Consider the following 22,525-nt stretch of genomic DNA (forward strand, 5'->3'; position numbering starts at 1 on the left):
TACCTCAATTGCTGGCCTAAGCATGCGAAAAAGCTCGTCGAAATGCACTATATTTGCCGATTATAAAAAGAGACGGTAGAACCTAGTATGGAGCATATACGCAATTTTTGCATCATCGCGCACATTGATCACGGAAAGAGTACCTTGGCCGATAGATTGTTGGAATTCACCAACACGATTACGCAGCGCGAAGCGCAGGCGCAATTATTGGACAACATGGACCTGGAGCGCGAGCGCGGCATCACGATTAAGAGTCACGCTATCCAGATGGATTTCATACGAGACGGACAAAAGTACACGCTTAATCTGATTGATACACCGGGTCACGTCGATTTTTCTTATGAAGTTTCTCGGTCGATCGCAGCTTGCGAAGGAGCATTACTTATTGTTGATGCTTCGCAGGGTATTCAAGCACAAACGATTTCGAATCTATACCTAGCCTTAGAGCACGATTTAGAGATAATTCCCATCTTAAATAAAATGGATCTGCCTGGCGCGATGCCAGAAGAGGTAAAAGATCAGATTGTGGAATTGATTGGCGGAAAACGCGAAGATATTATTCCTGCCTCGGGCAAAACCGGTATGGGTATTCCAGATATTTTGGATGCGATCATCGATCGTATTCCTGCGCCAGTTGGTGATCCAAATGGCGAGTTGCAAGCCTTGATTTTTGACTCGGTATTCAATTCTTTCCGCGGTATCATGGCTTATTTCAAAGTCGAAAATGGCGAGATTCGCAAAGGTGATAAAGTAAAATTTGTGGCCACAGGAAGAGAATATTTTGCCGACGAGATCGGTACATTGAAGCTTAATCAAGTTGCCAAAGATGTCATCAAAACGGGTGACGTAGGTTATATTATTTCTGGCATTAAAGAAGCCAGAGAAGTAAAAGTAGGAGACACCATTACGCACAAAGAACGGCCTTGTGCGTCGGCTATTCAAGGATTTGAGGAAGTAAAACCGATGGTTTTCGCGGGTATTTATCCGGTAGATACCGAAGATTATGAAGAATTACGCGAATCCATGCACCGCTTGCAATTGAATGATGCTTCGCTGGTATTCGAACCCGAATCTTCCGCTGCATTGGGTTTTGGTTTCCGATGTGGATTTTTGGGCATGCTTCATATGGAGATTATCCAAGAACGTTTAGAACGCGAGTTCAACATGACGGTGATTACCACGGTGCCCAACGTATCTTACAAAGCTTATCTGACCAAAGATAAAGAAGAAGTAGTGGTACACAACCCTTCCGATCTTCCAGACCCAAGTAAGTTGGACACGATCGAAGAACCGTACATTAAAGCAAATATCATTACCAAATCCGATTTTGTCGGTCCGGTCATGTCTTTGTGTATTCAAAAAAGAGGTACAATAGTCAACCAATCATATTTAACTTCGGACCGCGTCGAGTTGGTTTTCGAAATGCCAATGGGAGAGATTGTATTCGACTTTTACGATAAGTTGAAAACAATTTCCAAAGGATACGCATCGTTTGATTATCATCAAATTGGGTACCGTACCTCCGATTTAGTACGTTTGGATATCCGTTTGAATGATGAGCCGGTCGATGCATTATCATCACTTATTCACCGTAGCAACGCATATGATTTTGGTAAGAAAATCTGTGAAAAGCTAAAAGAGCTATTGCCTCGGCAGCAGTTCGAGATTCGTATACAGGCGTCGATCGGTGCTAAGATTATCGCTCGCGAAACTATTTCCGCTTTGCGTAAGGACGTTACGGCAAAATGTTATGGCGGTGATATTTCACGTAAGCGTAAGTTGCTTGAAAAACAGAAAAAAGGTAAGAAACGCATGCGCTCGGTAGGGAATGTAGAGATTCCACAATCGGCGTTTATGGCGGTTCTAAAATTGGACTAATCTATTTATTTGAGAACATAAATTATACATTATGCAATTACTAGACGGCAAAGTAGTATCGGCCAAAATAAAAGAAGATATCAAGCAGGAAGCTGCTGAATTTTTGAAAGAAACCGGTCGAAAACCTCATTTGGTCGCTATTTTGGTGGGAAATGATGGTGGGAGCGAAACCTACGTAGCCAGTAAGATGCGTAACTGTGAAATGGTCGGGTTCGATTCGACCAATATTCGCTACGGCGTCGAAATCACCGAAGCCGAATTGATTGCCAAGATCAAAGAAATTAATACGGATGCATCTATTGATGGGTTAATCGTACAATTGCCTCTGCCACCGCATATCAATCCAGATAAGATCACCGAAGCGATTGACTATCGTAAAGATGTGGATGGTTTTCATCCCGTAAATCTTGGTAGAATGCAGCGCAATTTGCCATGCTTCGTGCCCGCTACACCCTATGGCATTATGTTGATGCTGGATCATTATAATATCGAAACCGCCGGAAAAAAAGCGGTGATCGTTGGTAGAAGCAATATCGTAGGCTCGCCAATGAGTATATTGCTGGCTCGCAATACGCAGCCAGGAAACTGTACCGTAACGATAACCCACAGCCGTACACAAAATCTCCGCGAAGAAGTGTTGCAAGGCGATATCATTGTAGCGGCTATCGGAAAGAAAAATTTCGTAACAGCAGATATGATAAAAGATGGTGCAGTTGTGATCGATGTGGGTATTAATCGCGAAACATCTACTGAAACTAAATCGGGTTTCAAACTCTACGGAGATGTTGATTTTGAACATGTCGCTCCAAAAACATCATGGATCACACCAGTTCCCGGTGGTGTTGGGCTGATGACCATTATCGGTTTGTTAAAAAATACGTTGGAAGCCGCCAAAGGCACCATCTACAAAGATTAATCTTTGGTATAAAAATTGCCTTACATGAGCGTAAACTAAATTATTACGCTCATGGGCAAATCTATTTTCTTCGTCGCTGCACTGGTTTCGACTACGATGTTGATCGCGTGTAACTCTAACTCTTCACAAAATAGTTCCACATCAACAACTGAGGATACTTTGGCTAAAAGTACGCCTGGGCAACGCTTGGATCAGGTAATTGAAAATGTGGAGCAAAGCGCGGCACATACTACTGCAATGGCTCAGAGAGAAGTGAAAAAAGCTGAAGCTGCGATGCAAGAGGCCAAACAAGATCTGGCTGAGGCCAAAGATCGGGGCGATGCGAAAGCAGAAAAGGAAGCGCAAAAAGCATTAGACAAAGCGACGCAAGTTTGGGAAAACACCAAAAAAGGAGCTGAAAAGGCGGTAGATGCTACTAAAAATGCGGCGCGTAGAACTGGTGAGGCCGTAGACACGTCCTTACAAAGAGCTGGTCGCAAGGTAGATGACTTGCTAAACAAAGATTAGTTTTTTTTTCCTGTACAAAAATTCTGTTGCTATGACACTCACGTCAAAATACACTGCACTCATCGATCTTGTACATTCGCTCCAAATAGATCCACTGGACATTAAGGAAGGCGATTCGCATTTACGCATTAGCGGAGTAGCCCCTTCGGTAGATGCAAAAAATAAGGTTTGGGATTTGTACAACAGAATCGACCCAAATTATCTATCAGAAGATCTTTCTTTGGAATTGACCGTGCGAAACAGCGACTCCCTAAACGAAGCAAGTGTAAATTGTGTCGACGAGCCATTTGTGGCAGTCCGGCTTGGCCCTGGCGTAAACCAAGCAGTAGTCGCTGAGCTTGCACATGGAGATCGCGTACAAATTCTCGGTTTGACTAATCAAAACTGGTGTCTTATAAAAGTAAATGAGCAGATAGAAGGCTACTGCTATATCGACTATCTTTCTCTATAGGGGCATATTTTATTGGAAATTAATCGATACGATTTGGATTTATTCCAAATAGTATTTAGATTTGTTCCAATTAGATGAAGATGATCTGTCCTTTAGCAAATGTTGAGAAAGTGTTCGAGTCAGAACACGGTGTGGTGTATCAATGCAGCCGTCAAAACTGCTATTGGTTAGAATTTCAAGGTACGACAACTGCTTTTAAAATTTCCGATCTATTCTTATTTAAGAAACGCATTGATTCCATTGATATAGAAGCCATGTTGTCAGAATCGTCAAGATCATATGATTTTGAGATTGTTATGCCTTTTCGCACAGAGCGCTGCTATCTATTAAATGTCTCAGATATTCTTAATTTGAGAGAAATATTGGCTGGTACCAAATTTATGATTCAGCTCAATAGCGAAGTCAAACGTTGCCTTCGTAGGGGCTGTATATTGGCCTAAAATCACCACTTGTAATTATACTGATTCTAAACAAGTTACCGTCTATAAAAGTAATTTAGACTTAATTTGTATTACATTTTTATCCGCCTAATTTTGCATTGGTACCGTATCTTTGTATCAAACAAAAGCGTATAATACCTGTTGTCAGGATATTGAAGCTTTTCTAAAAAAGATATAACATGAAAGATTTATTGAAATTAAAATCTTCTTTAGCAGAAGAGATAGAAAACATATTGAACGCGCAAATAAAAGTAGAAGCTCATGCCTCTGCCTTATACTTAGCAATGTCAAGTTGGTGTGATGATCAAGGATTTGATAATGCAGCAAACTTCTTTGCAAAGCAATCTGATGAAGAACGCGCACATATGCTGAAATTGTTCAAATATGTAGGCGACCGTGGTGGCCGCGCTATATCACCAGAGATTACTAATGTACCAACAGATTTTGAGTCTTTCCGTGGTGTGTTTGAGCAAACTTTGGAGCAAGAAATGTTTGTTACTGAGCAATTTAATACTATTGCCGATTTGTGCATGAAATCTAAGGATTATGTCACGTTTAATTTCGTGCAGTGGTTTCTAGAAGAGCAAGTTGAAGAGGAGTATGTTGCTAGACGCATTATCGAATTATTCGACGTTATTGGAGAGCAAGGTACTGGTCTTTGGGAGATTGACAGACATTTGGTTAAGGTAACTTACGACGAAGCATAGTTTGCTGATCACTGTTTTCTCAGTTTGAGCATTTATATAAAGGGTTTAATATTATATTAAACCCTTTTTTTGTACAATAATTTCAAGATACAGCGTTATAATGTTAACTTACATTTGTCGGTTAACGAATATATTTTGTCACTGCCTTTTTAGATTGTGCGCGTGCATTTTAGACAGTTCATCTCACTCATGTCGATCATTTTATTTTGGGTAGGTCTTGCGAGTCAGGGCCATGCTCAAGTGCGGGGTAAAGTGATTACAGGAACGGTGATTGATTCTTTGCAAATCGGATTGAAAGGTGTCAACGTTTTTCTAGAAAGCGATCAAGATACACTTTATACCGTGACAAACGGCCAAGGTGTTTACCGTTTCCGTGGCGTAGTGGATCCAGAAATCAAGTTGAGCTATTCAATGTTAGGCAAAGAGCGGCAGACCGCTTACGTAAGCCTTTATGAGCATGATCCTAATCCACTGGTTTTATCACCTGTTATGCTGGTTTCGGGCATATCTTATATCGATCCTGTCCAAGTACTTCGCGCGGTTCCTATAGTGCATAAAGGCGACACGACACTATTTAATTTATCAGGATTTTCATACGAAAAGCAAGCCTTGCTAGAAGACGTACTTCGAAGTTCTTTGCCAGGTTTCAATGTACTGCGCGACGGCACCACATTTTATAACGGCCAAGTGATCACTTCTGTACAGGTCGATGGTCGCAAATTTTTTGGTGGCGATGTGCTGACTGCTACGAGAAATCTACCAGCAGATTATATCAAGCAAATCGAGGTGATTGATCATTATGGTGAAATGGCGGAGATCAAAGGCATCAAAAATTCAAAACCAGAGAAAATCATCAACATCGTCTTGCATGAAGATCGGAAAAAGATCATGTTTGGGCAGGCTACAGCAGGTGGTGGTACTAACGACCGCTATCTTGGTAGTGTTGGGTTGAATAAATTTGATCGCGGGCAGGAAGTATCTATTATCGCTTCAACCAATAATACAAATACCAGTCTATTTACTTTCGGTTCGCCGGATGGTGTTGGCGGTCGCTCAGCTAGCCTGTCAGATATTGGTGATTACGCCGATCAGGCCGATGGCTTGAATACAATTAACTCCTTTGGAATCAATTTTTCAGACAATATTGGACAGCGAAGTACATTGACTAGTAGTTATGCGTATTCGCAGCGAAAGAATCAGACGCTTGGTAACTCTTTACTACGCTCTACATATGACACATATCAAATTACTAAAACGGATGATTTTACATCCGTTAGCGATGATCGAACGCATAAGTTTGATTTCGAGCTCAATTCGCGTTTCAAAAATAACGATTTATTGAAGATCAAACCGTCAGTTATTTTAAACCGGTCTGTGCGAGACAATAAGCGTAATATTTTATTAAATAATGTGCGCGTAAGAAATGATGGTTGGTATCAAGACTCATCGACTATTGATCGACCAAACTACCAATTAAATGCATTGTATTCTAAGCACTTCCAAAATCCGAGGCGTAAATTAGTAGGAGATGTGCAGGTTGGGTACCAACGCAATGACAAGATAGAGGATGTATCAGAGCAATATGTGATTTATGATACGACTAGTGGTATACCGATGATTAGCCGTTTTAATCAACAGCAATTAGTTAATCAATATGATGCTACCAAATCTTTACGCGGTGCTGTATCGTATGTAGAACCATTTTTCGATCATAGCTTATTAGAAATTTCGTACGAATATGATTTGACCAATATCGAAATGTCTCGACGCGTGCGTTTGCCGTCAGAATTTTATACTCCAGTGGTCGATTCGTTGGGACTTAATTATGAGTATTTTTTCAGTAGTAATCGAACGGCATTATTGTACCAATACGAACCCAATAAGCGCTTTCGCGCAAATCTTGGTTTTGGCGTTCAACCTTTAAGATTATCTGGTGCTGTCGCAAACGACACGTTGCAGTATCGGTATGACAATATTAACTTGATTCCGTCTGCGATGCTGCGTTATCGTTTTAATGATGAGTTGGATTGGCAGTTCACGTATAATGGAAAGAATAGTCAGCCCAACTTTCTGCAGATAGCTCCGATCCGAGATAATACGAATTCACGATTAGTAATCGTAGGAAATCCATTGTTAAGGGCTGAATTTGTAAACCGTTTATCTACTATAGTTCGCAAATCGATTCCCAACAAAGGACAATATCTAGAACTTAATTTCGCATACAATTTTACAAGCAATAAAATAGTTGCTTCCAAAACCGCTAATTTTGATGAAACTGTACAAGAAACGTCTTTTATAAATACGGATGGCTACTACGAACTCAAGGGTTACTACACATTCAATAGCCCATTGTTCAACGACCAATTTCATTTAGAAACAACTGGTAACTTAGATTATTTCAATAATATTGTATTCGTCAATGCAGAACGTAGCCTGACGCGACAGTACCTTTTCGCTCAAAATCTTCAGCTCCGCTATAATTGGGATGAATACTTTGAATCTGTGTTTAATGCTAATTATTTATTAAATCAGGCGAATTTCGAACTGCCACAACAGCAGCGTATTGCAGCGCATTCTGCACTATTTAGTCTGGGCGGGCGCGGTTATCTAAGCGATCGTTTTATGCTTGGAGCCGAGATGTCACAGCGATGGTTTCGCGGTTATGTACAGGATATTACAGATGTGAGTCCGACGATCATTAATACGTATCTTGAATATTCGTTTTGGAAGAATAAAATGGCACTACTCCGGTTAGAGTGCTTTGATCTTCTGGATCAGAACAAGAATGTGGGCGTCGTTACCGAATATGTGGGCAATGATATTTTCGAATCTCGTAACAACAGATTAGGCCGCTATTTTATGCTAACGCTTAATATGCGTTTGCAACGCTTGCCCAAGTAAACAGCTGTCGTATCGTCTTGATAGTTAACACTATCTCTACATTATCTTCATGGTTACATAATGTACTCGCGCTGTGCAGCTTAGGCACTAAATGAAAAGATCATATTCTACTGTTTCATAATAATAAATCTTCCTGCAATATAGAGTGAACGGTGGCCAATGGAAAGATATGGAATATGTGCAAGCAGCAGATCCAGATTATACTTAAGATACACTTGCTGACGCAGTAGCATCTGGCAGAAGATCTTCGGCAAGTAAAATAACCCAAAATTAGATGGTGGCTTGCATCAGATTGAAGTACGCGCTATAGATCTGTTTGGCAAAGAACATCGTGCTGAGAAGTCGATTGAGGTAACACCTTAAAAAAGCTTAGGCTTAAACGTCGATAATTCAATACAATTCCGCGCATTACGCATCTAACTGGCGTAGAGCGTCGCGTTGTAGTTTGATACAGACGGCTTTATGACTGGGTGAAGATTCAGCCAATTGGGATTTTGTTTTCTTACTAGCCTTTCTTTCTGCATACGGGTAAAGTTTTGAAGTGTCTTTAGCCGATCCAATGCACCATTCTCCGTCGCGAATGTTTCCTCATATACTATTCGAGATAGAGATGTCAGTTGCGTATGTTGCGCAATGCTCATTTGATGTAATACCTCCAAAAGATTATTTGTCATCAAGGTTTCTAGATAACGTCTATTGCTGTCGGTAAGGATGACTATTTTATACATGCTGTTATTTTTTCCTACATAATAGATAGATTCCCATTTGGTAGTCTATCATATATTTGCTAATTTTATTGGCACAATATTACTAATAAATTTAGTCTTTCAAAAATTTACTAAGAAAAATGTCAAACATATCCACCAATCTCAAGTTTCTACGTAAGAAAAAGGGTCTTACCCAGCAGCAGTTTGCCGACGCGTTGGCTATCAAAAGAGCATCTGTTGGCGCTTATGAAGAAGATCGTGCCGAGCCCAAGTATGAATTGCTAAAGAAAATAGCCGATTTCTTCGATCTTACTATGGACGAATTGGTCGATCAAATGATCGACGAGAAGTGGAAACCGGCACCACGCGGTAGTGCTGCAAATTTGCGAGTATTGAGTATCACCGTGGATAAGGACGATCAAGAAAATATTGAATTAGTGCCGGTAAAAGCTAGTGCAGGTTATATGAATGGTTATGGAGATCCAGAATATGTGCGCGAATTACCGCGTTTTTCTCTACCCATGTTCAATCAAGGAACGTATCGCGCTTTTGAGATCAAAGGAGATTCCATGTTGCCACTACCTACGGGTAGTATCATCATTGCAGAGTATGTAGAAAATTGGATCGATATTAAAATAGGACAAACCTATGTAGTAGTGTCCAAATCTGATGGTATTGTATACAAGAGGATTGGTCAAAAATTTAAAGAAGATAAAGGCTTGCGATTGGTGTCGGACAACAAAACCTATGAACCTTACTGGGTGGAGTCGGCTGATATTTTAGAAGTTTGGAAAGCTAAAGCTTTTATCAGTACAGAATTGCCCGAGCCCAATCCAGAGCCTACGTTAGAAGCATTGAGTTCCATGATGGCACAGATGCAGAAAACGATTAATGCGGTGGCAGATAAGAAATAGCCTATAATGCTTATAATCCAGTCCACGTACTCGTTACTATTTCTATAAAATCCATGATAAGGCAGCTGGTCTTTTGCAGTAAAATATACATAACGTTTACATTAAGTTAATTTTAGTTTGTCTTTCCTACAAATCTAATAGCACCTATCACGATTCGATAGGTGTTTTAGGTTAAACCGTACCAGCTTTCGGTGAATGATCATTATTTTTCGGCCAAAAGAACGATGGGCTTTTAAAAATTGTTGGTTTTGAAATGAATTGTCGGATTTAGCGTCATTTTTACAAATTAGTCGTAATTTAAAGCATTAATTCGAACGTTGGACTGCGATAAATATGAAAGATATGACGCCTCAAGATAATAAACAGGAAAACACTCAGGTAAGTGCGGTTGACCTACAGGACGAGATTCACCACGTCAACAATCCCGTTTTAGAGTTACCAACCATTGAGAAGAAGTACTTGGGTCAAATTCGGGGTTATGTCAAAGAAGGTTCTTCGTTTTATTTCACCGATGGCAAAGCCAAGGTGGAAGTCAAACTATTTTCGGACGAAATTATTCGGGTACGCCTTGCACCAGAAGGTGTCTTTTTGGCTGATTTTTCCTATGCGACTGTACAATTAGCCAGTGGCCCAACTTCGTATACGATCGAAGAAGACGACGACAGATACCAAATAAATACGGCAAAAACTTCCTGTATAGTACGTAAAGCAGATTTTCATATTTCCTTTGCAGACACCGAAGGAAAGGTAACCAATCAGGATGCGAAAGCTATGCACTGGGAAGAAAATGTTGATTTTGGTGGATACTATGTGTATTGTACGAAGTCTGCTCCAGCAGACGAAGTGTTCTACGGTTTGGGCGACAAAGCTTCCAACCTCAACCTACGCGGACATAGGGTTAAGAATTGGAATTCTGATACCTATTCTTATGCTTTCAACCAAGACCCACTATATAAAACCATTCCTTTTTATCTCGGTGTGGTAGAAGGACAATCCTACGGAATTTTCTTTGATAACACTTTCAAAACCTATTTTGATTTTGCGGCAGAGCAACCGGATCAGACTAGTTTCTGGTCTGAAGGAGGCGAACTGCAATATTATTATATACAAGGTCCGCAAATGCTCGATGTGGTACGCCGCTATCATCAATTGACAGGTACTCATTATTTACCACCGCTCTGGGCGATCGGCTATCATCAATGTCGTTGGAGCTACTATCCCGAGAAAATGGTGCGCGATGTGACGACAGAGTTTCGCAAAAGGCAGATTCCTTGCGACGCTATTTATCTTGATATTGATTATATGGATGGATATCGCTGTTTTACCTGGAATAAAAAGTACTTTCCGGATCCTCGTAAGATGATTGCAGATTTGGCTGCCGACGGATTTAAGACGGTCGTTATGATCGATCCCGGAATCAAAGTTGATGAGAATTATTGGGTTTTTCAGGAAGGACAAGCCAATAATTATTTCTGTCGTCGAGGAGATGATTATTTTATGGAAGGTTTTGTGTGGCCAGGAAGATGCCAGTTTCCTGATTATACCAATCCAGAAGTACGTGATTGGTGGGGTGGCCTATACCAAGGTTTGGTAGAGGATGGTGTCGCTGGTTTTTGGAATGATATGAACGAGCCGGCAGTCTTTGGTCGTGGCACATTTCCAGATGATGTACGGCATCACTACGATGGCTACCGAGGATCGCATCGTAAAGCGCATAATATCTACGGTATGCAGATGGTGCGCGCTACGTACGATGGTTTGAAAAAACTGTATCGCGATAAGCGACCATTTACAATAACACGTGCGGCTTATTCGGGCGTGCAGCGCTACTCGTCGGTATGGACAGGAGATAATATTGCGACTTGGGAACACCTTCGTATTGGTTTGCTACAATTACAGCGGCTTTCCGTTTCCGGACTTTCGTTTTGCGGTACAGATATCGGCGGCTTTACCGGTAATCCAGATGGTGAGTTGTATACTCGTTGGATGCAGTTTGGCGTTTTTTCACCATTTATGCGTGTCCATTCGGCGGGCGACACCCGCGATCGGGAACCCTGGAGCTTTGGATCAGAATGGGAAGCGATCTGCAAAAAATTTATCGAGCTGAGGTATCAGCTGATACCTTATATCTATACGGCTTTTTGGCAGCAACATAAATACGGTGATCCTATCCTGCGACCCATTGCGATGCTGGAGCAACATATTCCGCAAAATCTGCGTAGAGAAGAAGAATTTGCCTTTGGAGATCATATTTTGGTGTCGCCGGTATTGAATCCTGGTCAAAGCAGTAAGACAGTGTATTTGCCGGCAGGCAGTTGGTACTATTATTTTGACTGTACTAAGTACGAGGGCGGCCTCGAGCATCAGGTAGCTACACCGTTGGATGAGATGCCGATCTTTGTGCGTGGTGGTAGTTTGATTCCTGAACACCCGATCATGCAGCATACTGCCGAAACGAAAATACCCGTACTGACGCTTCGTCTGTTTTTCGCGGAAGGTCGTTTTAATTCCTATCTATATCACGATCAAGGTGATACCTTTGGTTATGAAAGCAAAGAATACGCCTGGAGACATTTTATTGTAGAGGGTGAAGCAGCTTCTTTAAAGATCTCGCAATTGGCCGAAGGACATTATAGGCCATACCATGCTGAATACAAGATTTATCTGATTGGTATGCCGTCCGTACTTTCTGGTATGAAGGTAGATGGTATGCTTGTTCCCATTGAGAAAGATCAAGACGGTGCCTACATCTTGGTAGATGCGGAATTCAAAAAAATAGTTGCTCAGACGTAGAACAATGACTACATTCTGGCGTTCATAAGTTGGATAGAATGTATAAGAAGGCATCCTACATAAGTTTTTAAATTACAAGACGATAATAATCAAAATATGGGAGAGCCTGTGGTGGCATTTACCTTGTTCACCGAATACGACATTATGTTATTCCGTTCCGGAAAACACTACAAATTATACGAAAAACTAGGTTCGCGTACGGCTCAAGTCGATGGTGTCGATGGTGTATATTTTGCGGTGTGGGCGCCCAATGCTAATTATGTTTCTGTAATTGGAGATTTCAACGATTGGAATTCTTCATCACATCCATTAAAGGTGCGCTGGGATCAAAGCGGAATTTGGGAAGGTTTTATTCCGCATCTTACAAACGGAACGACTTACAAGTATCATATTGGTACTGCTGCTGGTGAGAAGCTGGAGAAAGCCGATCCTTTTGCGATCCGCACTGAAGTGCCGCCACGTACTGCATCGATTGTCGATACGACTTGGTACACGTGGAAAGATAGCGATTGGATGACGAGGCGCGAGCGTCACAACGCTTTAGATAGCCCGATGTCAGTATACGAAATGCACTTGGGCTCTTGGATGCGAGATCCTAACGATCCCGAGCGTTTTCTGAATTATCGAGAAATAGCTGCACAATTAGTTCCATATATTCGGGAGATGGGCTTTACGCATGTTGAGTTTATGCCTGTCATGGAACATCCCTATTACCCATCGTGGGGTTACCAGATTACGGCTTACTTCGCCTGCACGTCTCGTTATGGCAGTCCGCAAGATTTTATGCATTTAATTGAGGCTTTGCATCAAGCAGATATTGGTGTGATTTTGGATTGGGTGCCCTCGCATTTTCCGGGCGATGCGCACGGTTTATTTAGGTTTGACGGCACGCATTTGTTTGAGCATGCCGACCCCAAAAAAGGTTATCATCCCGACTGGAAATCTCATATCTTCAATTATGGCCGTAATGAGATCAGAGCTTTCCTGATTAGTAATGCGCTATTTTGGCTGGATCGCTACCATATCGATGGCTTGCGCGTAGATGCTGTAGCATCGATGCTATACCTCGATTATTCGCGTAACGCTGGTGAGTGGGATACCAACGAACATGGCGGTAATGAAAATCTCGAAGCTGTATCTTTTCTCAAAGAATTCAACGAAGCCGTATATAGCCATTTTCCAGATGTGCAAACCATTGCCGAAGAATCCACTTCGTGGGCTGGTGTGAGCAAGCCGACTTTCCAAGGAGGATTAGGTTTTGGTATGAAATGGATGATGGGATGGATGCACGATACGCTGAGCTATTTCAAAGAAGATCCTATCAATCGTAAGTACGCACACGATAAAATGACTTTTGCTACGGTATACGGTTTTCATGAAAATTTTATGCTGCCTTTCTCGCACGACGAAGTGGTGTATGGCAAACAGTCCATGTTGTACAAAATGCCAGGTGATGATTGGCAGCGAGTCGCCAATCTTCGCAGCTTGTATCTTTATATGTTTACGTTTATAGGTACGAAGTTGCTATTTATGGGCGCGGAATTTGGCCAAACTGCCGAATGGAATGTCGATCAATCTCTGGATTGGCACTTACTGGATTATGCGCCGCATCAAGGTGTGAAAAAATTGGTCTCGGCACTTAATGCGGTCTACAAATCAGAGCCTGCCTTGTACGAAAAGGCATTTAGCCCGGAAGGGTTTGAGTGGGTGGAGATGAATGATCGCGATCAAGGCGTTTTTGCTTACCTCCGTAAAGGCACGATCGTGAGAATGATTTGCTGATTGTACTAAATCTAACTCCTGTAGTTAGGTCGCAATTTCGTGTAGGCGTTCCTTGTGAAGGAGTTTGGCAACCAATATTCAATACTGATGATACGACTTTTTACGGCAGTGGCATACGCCTTACAAAATCATTAGCCGAGCCAATCCCATGGATGCATCGCTCACATTCGATTGCGCTGGATTTGCCACCATTAGCAGGAGTAATTTACAAACAAAAAAACCTCAAAAGCAGAAAAGTTAAAGGCAAATAATTAAGAACATGAAAGTTATCCATTTAAGTGTAGAATGCTATCCCGTAGCAAAAGTAGGTGGATTAGCAGATGTAGTAGGTGCTTTGCCAAAGTATCAGCGTACGATGGGTATTGATGCATCTGTTGTCATGCCATGGTATGATAGGCCATTTCTACAGCAACATAAGACAAGCTCGGTCTTCACTGGCACCATTGCCCAAGGTGAGCAAATGCTAGCATACGAGGTGCTTCGAGAAAAAGATAATTCGTTGGGCTTCCCGCTGTATTTTATACGGATACCTGGCAAGTTGGATCGGCCAGAAGTGTATTGTTATCCTGATGAAGCCGAACAGTGGATAGCATTTCAACATGCTTTTTTAGACTACCTACATGCACAAGATGAGCTTCCCGATGTGGTGCATTGTCATGATCATCATGTAGGGCTTACGCCATTTCTTTTGCAACATAGTCTGCAATATCGCGATCGACTAGGCGATATCACGACTTTATTTACCGTGCATAATGGGCAATATCAAGGCTGGATGAGTTGGGACAAAAGTAACTTACTTCCAGCTTATGACTCTTGGAAGTGGGGTTTGCTAGATTGGGACGAAGTGATTAATCCTATGGCGGCAGCTATTAAATGTTGTTCGGCCTACACAACCGTGTCGGAGGGATATCTTCAGGAATTGTATCAAGATGCAAATGGTTTGCAGGATTTGTTTAGGATGGAAGCGGCCAAAGCCGAGGGTATTGTGAATGGTATCGATGAAGCGGTATGGAATCCTGAAACAGACGAAAGTTTAGAGAAAAATTACGGTGTACGTACGGTGCGATCGGGCAAAAATGCGAATAAGAAATGGTTAAGCAATGCCTATGGATTTGATGCGTCTAAGCCACTTATCGTGTTCATTGGCCGTTTTGCCTACGAGAAGGGAGCTGATTTATTACCAAGTATTATAGACGAATTATTTGCCCTTGCACAGGAAGATTTTTGCGTTTTTATATTAGGATCTGGCGATGCCGAAATCAGCGAGCAGCTTGCCTCACGGAAGTCGAGATACCCAGAGCGTCTGGCTACTTTCTTTGGATACAATGAAGAGTTGGCCCATCGCGTGTACGCAGCGGCAGATCTATTATTGATGCCGTCGCGTGTAGAACCATGTGGTTTGAATCAGCTTTACGCTATGAAGTACGGTACGATACCTATTGTACGTAACATAGGCGGATTGAAAGATACTGTGCTTGATATCGCTGCAGAAGGAGGTTACGGATTTGTATTTGACGAGGCCGATGCTACAGAAGCGGCTAATGGTGCCATTCGGGCATTGCAGGTGTTGAACGATAAAAAGCAGGTAGATCAGATCCGAAAAAGAATTATGAAGTTGAATTACTCTTGGGAACAGTCTGCCATGAAGTATGAAAAATTATATCACCATTTTGTTAAACATAAGTTATGATACACAAAGTAGTTTCCATAGTACTTGGTGGCGGTCGTGGTACACGCCTATATCCCTTAACCGATCAGCGATCCAAGCCAGCTGTTCCGATTGCAGGTAAGTATCGTTTGGTCGATATTCCGATATCCAACTGTCTGAGCTCGGGATATAATAAAATCTTTGTGCTAACACAGTATAACTCTGCATCCCTCAATAAGCACATTAAAAATACCTTTAATTTTAGTGTTTTTAGTACCGGCTTCGTAGATATTTTGGCAGCAGAGCAAACGAATGAAGGCGATCGTTGGTTTGAAGGTACTGCAGATGCTGTGCGGCGCACGCAAAAGAACTTGATTGGTGTTGATTATGATTACATTTTGGTGCTTTCTGGTGACCAATTGTACCAAATGGATTACTCGAAGTTAATTGATTTCCATGTAGAAACTCAGGCGGAGATCACTCTAGCAACGATTCCGGTAACGGCTAATGATGCGACGGGGTTTGGTATACTAAAAGCCAATGAGAAGAATGAAATCGAATCATTCATCGAAAAACCATCCACAGATTTGCTGGTAGATTGGGCTTCTGAAGTTCCAGAACATCTGGAGAAAGAAGGTCTTAAATATCTGGCATCCATGGGTATATATGTTTTTTCTAAAGGTGTATTAAAGCAATTGCTAGAGGAAAATCCTGGAATGGATTTCGGTAAGAATATCATTCCCGATGCCATCGGAGTAAATCGGGTCATGAGCTATCAATTTGAAGATTATTGGACGGACATTGGTACGATCAGTTCTTTCTTCGAAGCCAATATCGGGTTGACAGAAGATATTCCAAAGTTCAACTTGTTTGATAATCCTGTATTTACGCGCGCGCGTATGCTGCCTCCTTCCAAATTTGGTGGAACCACAGTAGATAATAGTATTGTGGCAGATGGTTGTATTGTGCATGCCGACAAGATCAGTAGATCGGTCATTGGTATTCGTTCTCGCATTGGTATTGGCACAGTAATACGTACTACGTACATGATGGGAGCCGATTATTATGAAAAGCTGGATGACTTGATTGAGCTTTATCATACGCAAGAACCACCGCCGATTGGAGTCGGTAACCGCTGCTATATAGAAAATGCTATTTTGGATAAGAACTGCCGCATTGGTAACGACGTTCGCATCAAAGGAGGTGGAAAATTAGAAGACGGCGACTATGAAAAATACGCTGTAGTAGACGGAATCGTCATCATTAAGAAAGGTGTGATTATCGAAAATGGTTTTACGATAGGGTAGATGCCCTACTTTCCTCGGATGTTGGATTTTAGCATTCGAGGAAAGTAGGATTTATTACGTGATCGAATTAGATCACTTGATAATGCACTAAAGCATTCCAAATACCATCTTTATCCACATGGTCGGTCACATAATCTGCCATTTCTTTGACGGCAGGGTTCGCATTTCCCATAGCCACGCCGACGCCTGCATATTTTAGCATTTCTATATCATTGCCACCATCGCCAAAGGCCATCGTTTCGGATACATCCAAGTCAAAATAACGGCAAAATGTTTCTATGCCTACTTTTTTGCTTTGCCCATTAGGGTTGACATCTGCAAATGTCGCAATCCAACGTGTTGCGATTGAGTTTGGCATGACTTCAGCCATGAATGCGTCTTCATTTTCGGGAGCTATGAATACATTAACCTGAAGGATGCTAGAGGTATCCAAAGTTTCGAAATCTACCAATGGAGGTGTGGGCAGATTCACTGTTTCGTACATCATATCTATTTCTGGTGTGATATGGTGGATCGTAACTTCCTTTTCGGACATCAGTGAAAAACTAATAGGAGTATGTTTGCTATAATTAATCAATCGCTCAATATCGGCAGGATCCATCGTGGCTCGGTGCAGGATTGTTTCATCCTTACCAACAACACAATATCCTCCATTGAAGGTGCTATAGCCGTCAAACCCAATGGGCTTGATATGATCTAAATTGTTGATGGAACGACCGGTAGAAACGATTACCTTAATTCCTTTATCCTTTAACTTTTGAATAGCATCTAAGGTAGATTGGGGTACTTTGTGCGTGTTAAAACTAATTAGGGTACCATCTATATCGAAGAATACAGCTTTTATATTAGGTAATTGCATGCACAAACATATCATTATTTGCGATTATATCCTATCAGACAGGGTAGGAACAGCCTATAAATAATAGTAACTTTGTACGATATGAAATTCATACAGAAATCGGATGTAATGGAGTTGCTGAAAACGCATGTTCCTTCTACAGAGTTTGTGAAAGCCACTTTGGGTAGCTATAAAGGCCAAGAGGCAGATCTCAAAAATCTTTATCTGAAACCTGTTACAATAAAGAATGGATATCACATATCGTTTACCTATAGATATGCCCGTCGCGATATTGTTAAAAATTATCCGGTAGCTGTGGTTAGCGATATGCTAGTTGCATTTTGTGATCGGGAAGAATTTCATTCTTTTACCTTATTCCTACAACATCAAAATATCTTTTTGCAGTTCCATCCAAAAAAAGGATGGCATTACCGTGTGCAAGCAGTAGAATGCTGTTCTGTGCCCGATCTTGAACATAATAAGCAAAAGCAAAGAAAGATTACCAATACAGATAGTGCGTATTGGCATGCATTGCGATTGACCGATGCTGAAGGTAAGGTTTATAAAAATGCGCAAGACAAATGGAAGCAGATCAATCATTATATTGAAATCTTGAGTACTAGCTTGTCCGAATTGCCAGAAAATGATACGATACGCATCGTCGATATGGGCGCTGGTAAAGGATATCTCACATTTGCTTTGCATGATTATCTTTCGCAGCATACCAATAGTAAGATTGAGACAGTCGGTGTCGAATTTCGCCAGGATTTGGTAGATTTATGTAATCGGGTTGCGAGGCAATCGGAACTTAACGGCTTACACTTTGTAGAAGGTACTATTGAAGCGTACCAACCTACCGTACCAATCGATGTATTGATTGCCTTACATGCTTGTGATACAGCGACTGATGATGCGATATATAAAGGTATTCTGCATAAAGCTAACCTCATTGTAGTGGCGCCCTGCTGCCACAAACAGGTGCGACGAGAACTAGCACGTATCAAGAAAACGAATGAGTTGGACTTTATGACGCGACACGGAATCTTTATGGAGCGCCATGCGGAAATGTTGACCGATAGTATTCGTGCATTACTAATGGAATTTTATGGTTATCAGACCAAAGTTGTCGAATTCATATCGGATGCCCATACACCAAAAAATGTGTTAATCATTGGCATACGCAAAAAGGTAAATCCTATCAGACAGGAGCAGATTCAGACCAAATTAAAGGATTTAAAAGCTTTTTTTGGGCTTGAATCTCATTATTTGGAAATGTTGCTCAAAGATGCAGCAATGTTGGTAGATTAAAAATTAGCACTTAATCCGCCATAGAAGTTGCGTGTAGGAGATGGATTAAAATAGCGTCCGCCAAATGCATTGATATCGTTACCCAGACTATAGGTTTGGTTAAGTAGATTATCTCCACCTACAAAAACTTGTATTTGCCAATCGCGCATAGTTGGGATCTGCCAATATGCTTTTGCTTGCAGCAGATTGTATCCATTGGCATAAGCTGTATTTGCATCGTTTAATGGGATGGATGAAGTATGATTGTGCATAATGTTTAGTCCTGTACCATATGGCAATTGCATATTAAGCGAATTAACCGATATCCATGTTGGTATTGAAGTGACTTTATTGCCACTATGATCAACATTTTCACCACCTTCCGATACCGTATAAATTTGGAATTTATAATCCTGATAGGTTAGCGCCGCAGAAACGCTCATTGCACGAATAAGGCCTGTCGACCGTGGTGTGATTAGCTGTCCCATTACTAATAACTCGATTCCACGTTGATCGATATTTCCAGCATTTACGAAAAACTCCGCTCCATTTTCTCGAAGCTGACGTACAATTCCTTCTTTCAGACGGTATTGATATGCACTCATGTCTACTAACCAGCGTCTATTTTTTGTTTCGGCACGAATACCGATTTCATAATTATAGCCGCCCTCTGCTTGAAGATCAGCATTAATATTATTATCTGAAGAGCGTACCTCCGCAATCGTAGGTGGAGAATATCCTTTGGATACTGAAGCACGAGCTGCCAACTGTGGCGCAAGAAGATAAGATAGTGCAAATCTTGGCATCCAGCTCGCTCCAAAACTAATATCACCGCGATTGTTATCCACAACAGGAAACCGTTGTGTAAAGCGAATACCATTGTAATTCAATCCCATCGATACTTCGGCGGTTAATTTTTGGAAAAAAGTACCTGCAGCTCTATAAAAATAAAAATGTTGACCATTACGTAGGTCATCAAAGCTCTGTGGAGCTCCTTTAACACTTGCCAAATTATCAAAGTTTTCAATTTTGTACCAGCCTGTTTGTGCCTCCATTCCGAGTTGCATTTGCCAAGTCATCCAGTCCAGTTGTTCTGGTGTGTACGAAACATAAGTTCTAAATCCTGCGTTTCGTTCGTCGCGATGTTCGAAATTGGTGATAAAGGGATTTTGAAAGTCCGTGAAGCTACCAAACACACTGGCACTATGCATCCAATGATCACTGATTTGATATTCATGCACCAAACCCGAGATCAAGGTTTTGTTATATATTGCCGCTTGTTGGTCTTCTGCGCCTGGCATGGTAGGCGTAGACGGTCTTGCTTGACGTGGATTCTCGTCAAACTGTGCTTGCGTGAGTCCACCAGGCGTTTGATAAGACAAATCCGAATAAATGGCTAATAGCTTGATTTTGGTTTTGGGATGATATTGCCACTGATGAGCCGTTTGTAGATACAATCTTTTAAGACCTGTATGATCGCGATAACCATCAGATCGCGTGTACGCTTGATCGAAAGAAAATTGATACCGTTCGTTCAACTGTTGTCGGTGACTCAATTGCTGGTTTAGTGTGCCAAATGATCCGCCAGATAGCAATACTTGTGTGCTAGGGTCAAACGCATCTAACCCGTAAGGTGATATACGAACAACGCCACCAGAGTTTGGCCCGAAGAGCGAACCATCAGGTCCTTTGATAATCGTGATCTGTTGTATTCCTACTGGATCCAAACTATTTAGGTAACTATTGCCGCCAGCGTCAGTTAACGGAATTTCGTCAATATAAATCTTCGTGTTGCGTACACCAAAAGGAGAACGAAGCATACTTCCGCGCAGCGCCAAACGATAACTTCCGGGAGAGCGTTCTTCCATACGTACACCAGGTGTGTTGTTGATAGCTGGTAGTAGTGTGGCGGGCATTTGTGCGGTAAGCTGATCGCGCGTAATAACTTTCGCCGAAGAAGTATGTTCTAAAAAAGGCTGGCTACTAAAATAGGAACGAATAGTTACCGGTGCAATCTCATGTCGTACACTATCTTGCTCATTTTGTGCAAGCACGGGGCTGCAAAGTAAGCAAAGGAATGCCGAACGCAAAAAAGATATCGTCGAAGACCGCATAGTTAATATGAATTGTGTGTTGTACAAAATAGTTAAAAGGCTTCATTCAAACCCAGAAAAAATCCGCGCTGACCAAATCGGCCTACTGCGTAATCTATACAGAGATTGGTGCGTGTTGTTTTATTAAATAAAACGCGTAGTCCAGCGCCGCCCGCCGGCTGCCAGTATCGGAATAGCTTCGTGCCCATTTGATCGTTCGCAGTTTGTGCGTTCGCAAAAACGACACCGCTCAAAAACCTGTTATCCATAATCGGAAAACGGTATTCTAATTCTGTATAATAGAATGAAAGACCTTTAAAGTAACCAAAGGTATAACCACGCCCACTGCGAGCGTAGGCATCTTTACCAGTTCCTGGCAAATCTAGGTAGGGTAAATAATCATTTCCCAATTTAAACGACCCTAAGCTCCAGAATGCTAATACGTGGTTCGATTCGTTTCGAGACAGATTCCAATATTTACGAAAATCAGTGACTAGTTGAAGGGCGCTATGTCTGCTACCCATCCAAGTTTGATTGGATCGAAGCACTACGTCCGCATAAATTCCCTTATAAGCATTGTTGGGATTGTCACGCGTCATGTATTGAAAATTGAGCATAAGGCCGTTGTTGTTATTTCTAGTGTCATCAAAATCGTTCCATTCACTGTAGATACGATTGGGCGAAATATCTTCTTCGTTATTGACCGATATTCCGCGCTTCAACTCAAAAAACACACCAGCACCTACAAACATTCCAGGAAGCAGCTTTTTGTATAAGCGTTCACTAAAATTGTAAACATTATAATTGTAGGTAAATCGGTTACGCTCGGGATTGTTCAAGATAAGCTCATCGGGTGTAGGATTGGGAAGCGGCCGACCGATACCAAGCCCATAGTCCAAACCAACCATGCGTGCGATATTGATACTACCTTTTAGATTCCACTTATTTTCGTTGGTATAAATATCGTGATTAAGGTAACCGACAATTATTCCGCGTGTAGTAGCGGATAGCGCTGTGGCAAATGTTGACATTGTAGTATTTTCACGATCACCAAAAACGTGGCCGGCGACCATCTTTACGCCGATCTGTGCCCCAATACTTGGATTATAATTGACATTAGGTAAATAAGCTACACCAGATCTTCGTTTTGGTACATCTGTGGTATCTTTACGAGGAAAAATACTTCTGTACGCGTCGACAATATCGTAAGCATCTTGATCTCCACGTATGGTGTCCGAACGGCTAATTGTGAATACCGTATCTTGTAATGTGCTGATACTATCGGCTTGCGCATAAGCCGATTGCGAAAGGACTAAAAATGTGACGAATACTAAAATGCGATTATAAACAAACACT

General features: G+C 41.6%; 16 protein-coding genes and 1 pseudogene. 13 read left to right on the forward strand and 4 right to left on the reverse strand.

Annotated features, from left to right (window positions below; translation table 11 throughout):
• Positions 1-87 precede the first annotated feature (87 nt).
• The 7 genes from lepA (at position 88) to A0125_RS02435 (ending at position 7,800) form a co-directional block, all read left to right on the forward strand.
• Positions 88-1,878 (forward strand): translation elongation factor 4, encoded by a 1,791-nt coding sequence (gene lepA / locus A0125_RS02405; RefSeq protein ID WP_066751583.1) that lies wholly within the window; start codon positions 88-90, stop codon positions 1,876-1,878.
• A gap of 31 nt (positions 1,879-1,909) precedes the next feature.
• Positions 1,910-2,794, forward strand: a complete 885-nt coding sequence (locus A0125_RS02410) for a bifunctional 5,10-methylenetetrahydrofolate dehydrogenase/5,10-methenyltetrahydrofolate cyclohydrolase (protein WP_066751586.1) — start codon at positions 1,910-1,912, stop codon at positions 2,792-2,794.
• Between the two features lie 51 nt (positions 2,795-2,845).
• On the forward strand, positions 2,846-3,301 hold the full coding sequence (locus tag A0125_RS02415; protein ID WP_066751589.1) for a hypothetical protein: 456 nt from the start codon (positions 2,846-2,848) through the stop codon (positions 3,299-3,301).
• A 31-nt stretch (positions 3,302-3,332) separates the two neighbouring features.
• Positions 3,333-3,752, forward strand: coding sequence for an SH3 domain-containing protein (locus A0125_RS02420; protein WP_066751592.1), 420 nt, complete (start codon positions 3,333-3,335; stop codon positions 3,750-3,752).
• Positions 3,753-3,832: 80 nt separating this feature from the next.
• On the forward strand, positions 3,833-4,192 hold the full coding sequence (locus A0125_RS16485) for a DUF6686 family protein (RefSeq protein WP_317038796.1): 360 nt from the start codon (positions 3,833-3,835) through the stop codon (positions 4,190-4,192).
• A gap of 179 nt (positions 4,193-4,371) precedes the next feature.
• Positions 4,372-4,899, forward strand: coding sequence for a ferritin (locus A0125_RS02430; protein ID WP_066751599.1), 528 nt, complete (start codon positions 4,372-4,374; stop codon positions 4,897-4,899).
• A gap of 189 nt (positions 4,900-5,088) precedes the next feature.
• Positions 5,089-7,800 (forward strand): TonB-dependent receptor, encoded by a 2,712-nt coding sequence (locus tag A0125_RS02435; RefSeq protein ID WP_066751602.1) that lies wholly within the window; start codon positions 5,089-5,091, stop codon positions 7,798-7,800.
• 416 nt (positions 7,801-8,216) lie between these two features.
• Here the strand turns inward: A0125_RS02435 and A0125_RS02440 are convergent, their stop codons facing one another.
• Entirely contained in the window at positions 8,217-8,528 is a 312-nt protein-coding gene (locus A0125_RS02440) for a GIY-YIG nuclease family protein (RefSeq protein ID WP_066751605.1), read from the reverse strand.
• A gap of 119 nt (positions 8,529-8,647) precedes the next feature.
• On the opposite strand from A0125_RS02440, the gene A0125_RS02445 reads away from it, so the two are divergent.
• The 5 genes and pseudogenes from A0125_RS02445 (at position 8,648) to A0125_RS02465 (ending at position 16,951) form a co-directional block, all read left to right on the forward strand.
• Complete coding sequence (locus A0125_RS02445) at positions 8,648-9,421, forward strand: XRE family transcriptional regulator (RefSeq protein ID WP_066751608.1); 774 nt, start codon at positions 8,648-8,650, stop codon at positions 9,419-9,421.
• 342 nt (positions 9,422-9,763) lie between these two features.
• Positions 9,764-12,214, forward strand: a complete 2,451-nt coding sequence (locus A0125_RS02450; protein WP_231863121.1) for a glycoside hydrolase family 31 protein — start codon at positions 9,764-9,766, stop codon at positions 12,212-12,214.
• Positions 12,215-12,310: 96 nt separating this feature from the next.
• Positions 12,311-14,247: pseudogene (glgB, locus tag A0125_RS02455) on the forward strand (1,4-alpha-glucan branching protein GlgB).
• 8 nt (positions 14,248-14,255) lie between these two features.
• The gene (locus A0125_RS02460; RefSeq protein ID WP_066751614.1) at positions 14,256-15,686 is read left to right on the forward strand and encodes a glycogen synthase; all 1,431 of its coding nucleotides are present in this window, start codon (positions 14,256-14,258) and stop codon (positions 15,684-15,686) included.
• Entirely contained in the window at positions 15,683-16,951 is a 1,269-nt protein-coding gene (locus A0125_RS02465) for a glucose-1-phosphate adenylyltransferase (RefSeq protein WP_066751617.1), read from the forward strand. The genes A0125_RS02460 and A0125_RS02465 overlap by 4 nt, the downstream gene beginning before the upstream one ends.
• Positions 16,952-17,018: 67 nt before the next feature.
• On the opposite strand, the gene A0125_RS02470 is transcribed toward A0125_RS02465, so the two are convergent.
• The gene (locus A0125_RS02470) at positions 17,019-17,810 is read right to left on the reverse strand and encodes a Cof-type HAD-IIB family hydrolase (RefSeq protein WP_231863088.1); all 792 of its coding nucleotides are present in this window, start codon (positions 17,808-17,810) and stop codon (positions 17,019-17,021) included.
• Positions 17,811-17,891: 81 nt separating this feature from the next.
• On the opposite strand from A0125_RS02470, the gene A0125_RS02475 reads away from it, so the two are divergent.
• Positions 17,892-19,097 (forward strand): class I SAM-dependent methyltransferase, encoded by a 1,206-nt coding sequence (locus tag A0125_RS02475; protein WP_066751622.1) that lies wholly within the window; start codon positions 17,892-17,894, stop codon positions 19,095-19,097.
• On the opposite strand, the gene A0125_RS02480 is transcribed toward A0125_RS02475, so the two are convergent.
• Positions 19,094-21,130 (reverse strand): TonB-dependent receptor domain-containing protein, encoded by a 2,037-nt coding sequence (locus tag A0125_RS02480; RefSeq protein ID WP_231863089.1) that lies wholly within the window; start codon positions 21,128-21,130, stop codon positions 19,094-19,096. The two genes, A0125_RS02475 and A0125_RS02480, sit on opposite strands and share 4 nt — an antisense overlap.
• 92 nt (positions 21,131-21,222) lie before the next feature.
• Positions 21,223-22,524 (reverse strand): BamA/TamA family outer membrane protein, encoded by a 1,302-nt coding sequence (locus A0125_RS02485; RefSeq protein ID WP_231863090.1) that lies wholly within the window; start codon positions 22,522-22,524, stop codon positions 21,223-21,225.
• Position 22,525: the final 1 nt, after the last annotated feature.

Origin of the sequence: Sphingobacterium populi (assembly GCF_001586775.1) — a bacterium.
GTDB classification, from domain to species: Bacteria; Bacteroidota; Bacteroidia; order Sphingobacteriales; family Sphingobacteriaceae; genus Sphingobacterium; species Sphingobacterium populi.

Excerpts from the sequence above, each read along its gene's own strand:
- lepA (WP_066751583.1), top strand. The coding sequence starts at position 88 with ATGGAGCATATACGCAATTTTTGCATCATCGCGCACATTGATCACGGA.
- A0125_RS02410 (WP_066751586.1), top strand. The coding sequence starts at position 1,910 with ATGCAATTACTAGACGGCAAAGTAGTATCGGCCAAAATAAAAGAAGAT.
- A0125_RS02415 (WP_066751589.1), top strand. The coding sequence starts at position 2,846 with ATGGGCAAATCTATTTTCTTCGTCGCTGCACTGGTTTCGACTACGATG.
- A0125_RS02420 (WP_066751592.1), top strand. The coding sequence starts at position 3,333 with ATGACACTCACGTCAAAATACACTGCACTCATCGATCTTGTACATTCG.
- A0125_RS16485 (WP_317038796.1), top strand. The coding sequence starts at position 3,833 with ATGATCTGTCCTTTAGCAAATGTTGAGAAAGTGTTCGAGTCAGAACAC.
- A0125_RS02430 (WP_066751599.1), top strand. The coding sequence starts at position 4,372 with ATGAAAGATTTATTGAAATTAAAATCTTCTTTAGCAGAAGAGATAGAA.
- A0125_RS02435 (WP_066751602.1), top strand. The coding sequence starts at position 5,089 with ATGTCGATCATTTTATTTTGGGTAGGTCTTGCGAGTCAGGGCCATGCT.
- A0125_RS02440 (WP_066751605.1), bottom strand. The coding sequence starts at position 8,528 with ATGTATAAAATAGTCATCCTTACCGACAGCAATAGACGTTATCTAGAA.
- A0125_RS02445 (WP_066751608.1), top strand. The coding sequence starts at position 8,648 with ATGTCAAACATATCCACCAATCTCAAGTTTCTACGTAAGAAAAAGGGT.
- A0125_RS02450 (WP_231863121.1), top strand. The coding sequence starts at position 9,764 with ATGACGCCTCAAGATAATAAACAGGAAAACACTCAGGTAAGTGCGGTT.
- A0125_RS02460 (WP_066751614.1), top strand. The coding sequence starts at position 14,256 with ATGAAAGTTATCCATTTAAGTGTAGAATGCTATCCCGTAGCAAAAGTA.
- A0125_RS02465 (WP_066751617.1), top strand. The coding sequence starts at position 15,683 with ATGATACACAAAGTAGTTTCCATAGTACTTGGTGGCGGTCGTGGTACA.
- A0125_RS02470 (WP_231863088.1), bottom strand. The coding sequence starts at position 17,810 with ATGCAATTACCTAATATAAAAGCTGTATTCTTCGATATAGATGGTACC.
- A0125_RS02475 (WP_066751622.1), top strand. The coding sequence starts at position 17,892 with ATGAAATTCATACAGAAATCGGATGTAATGGAGTTGCTGAAAACGCAT.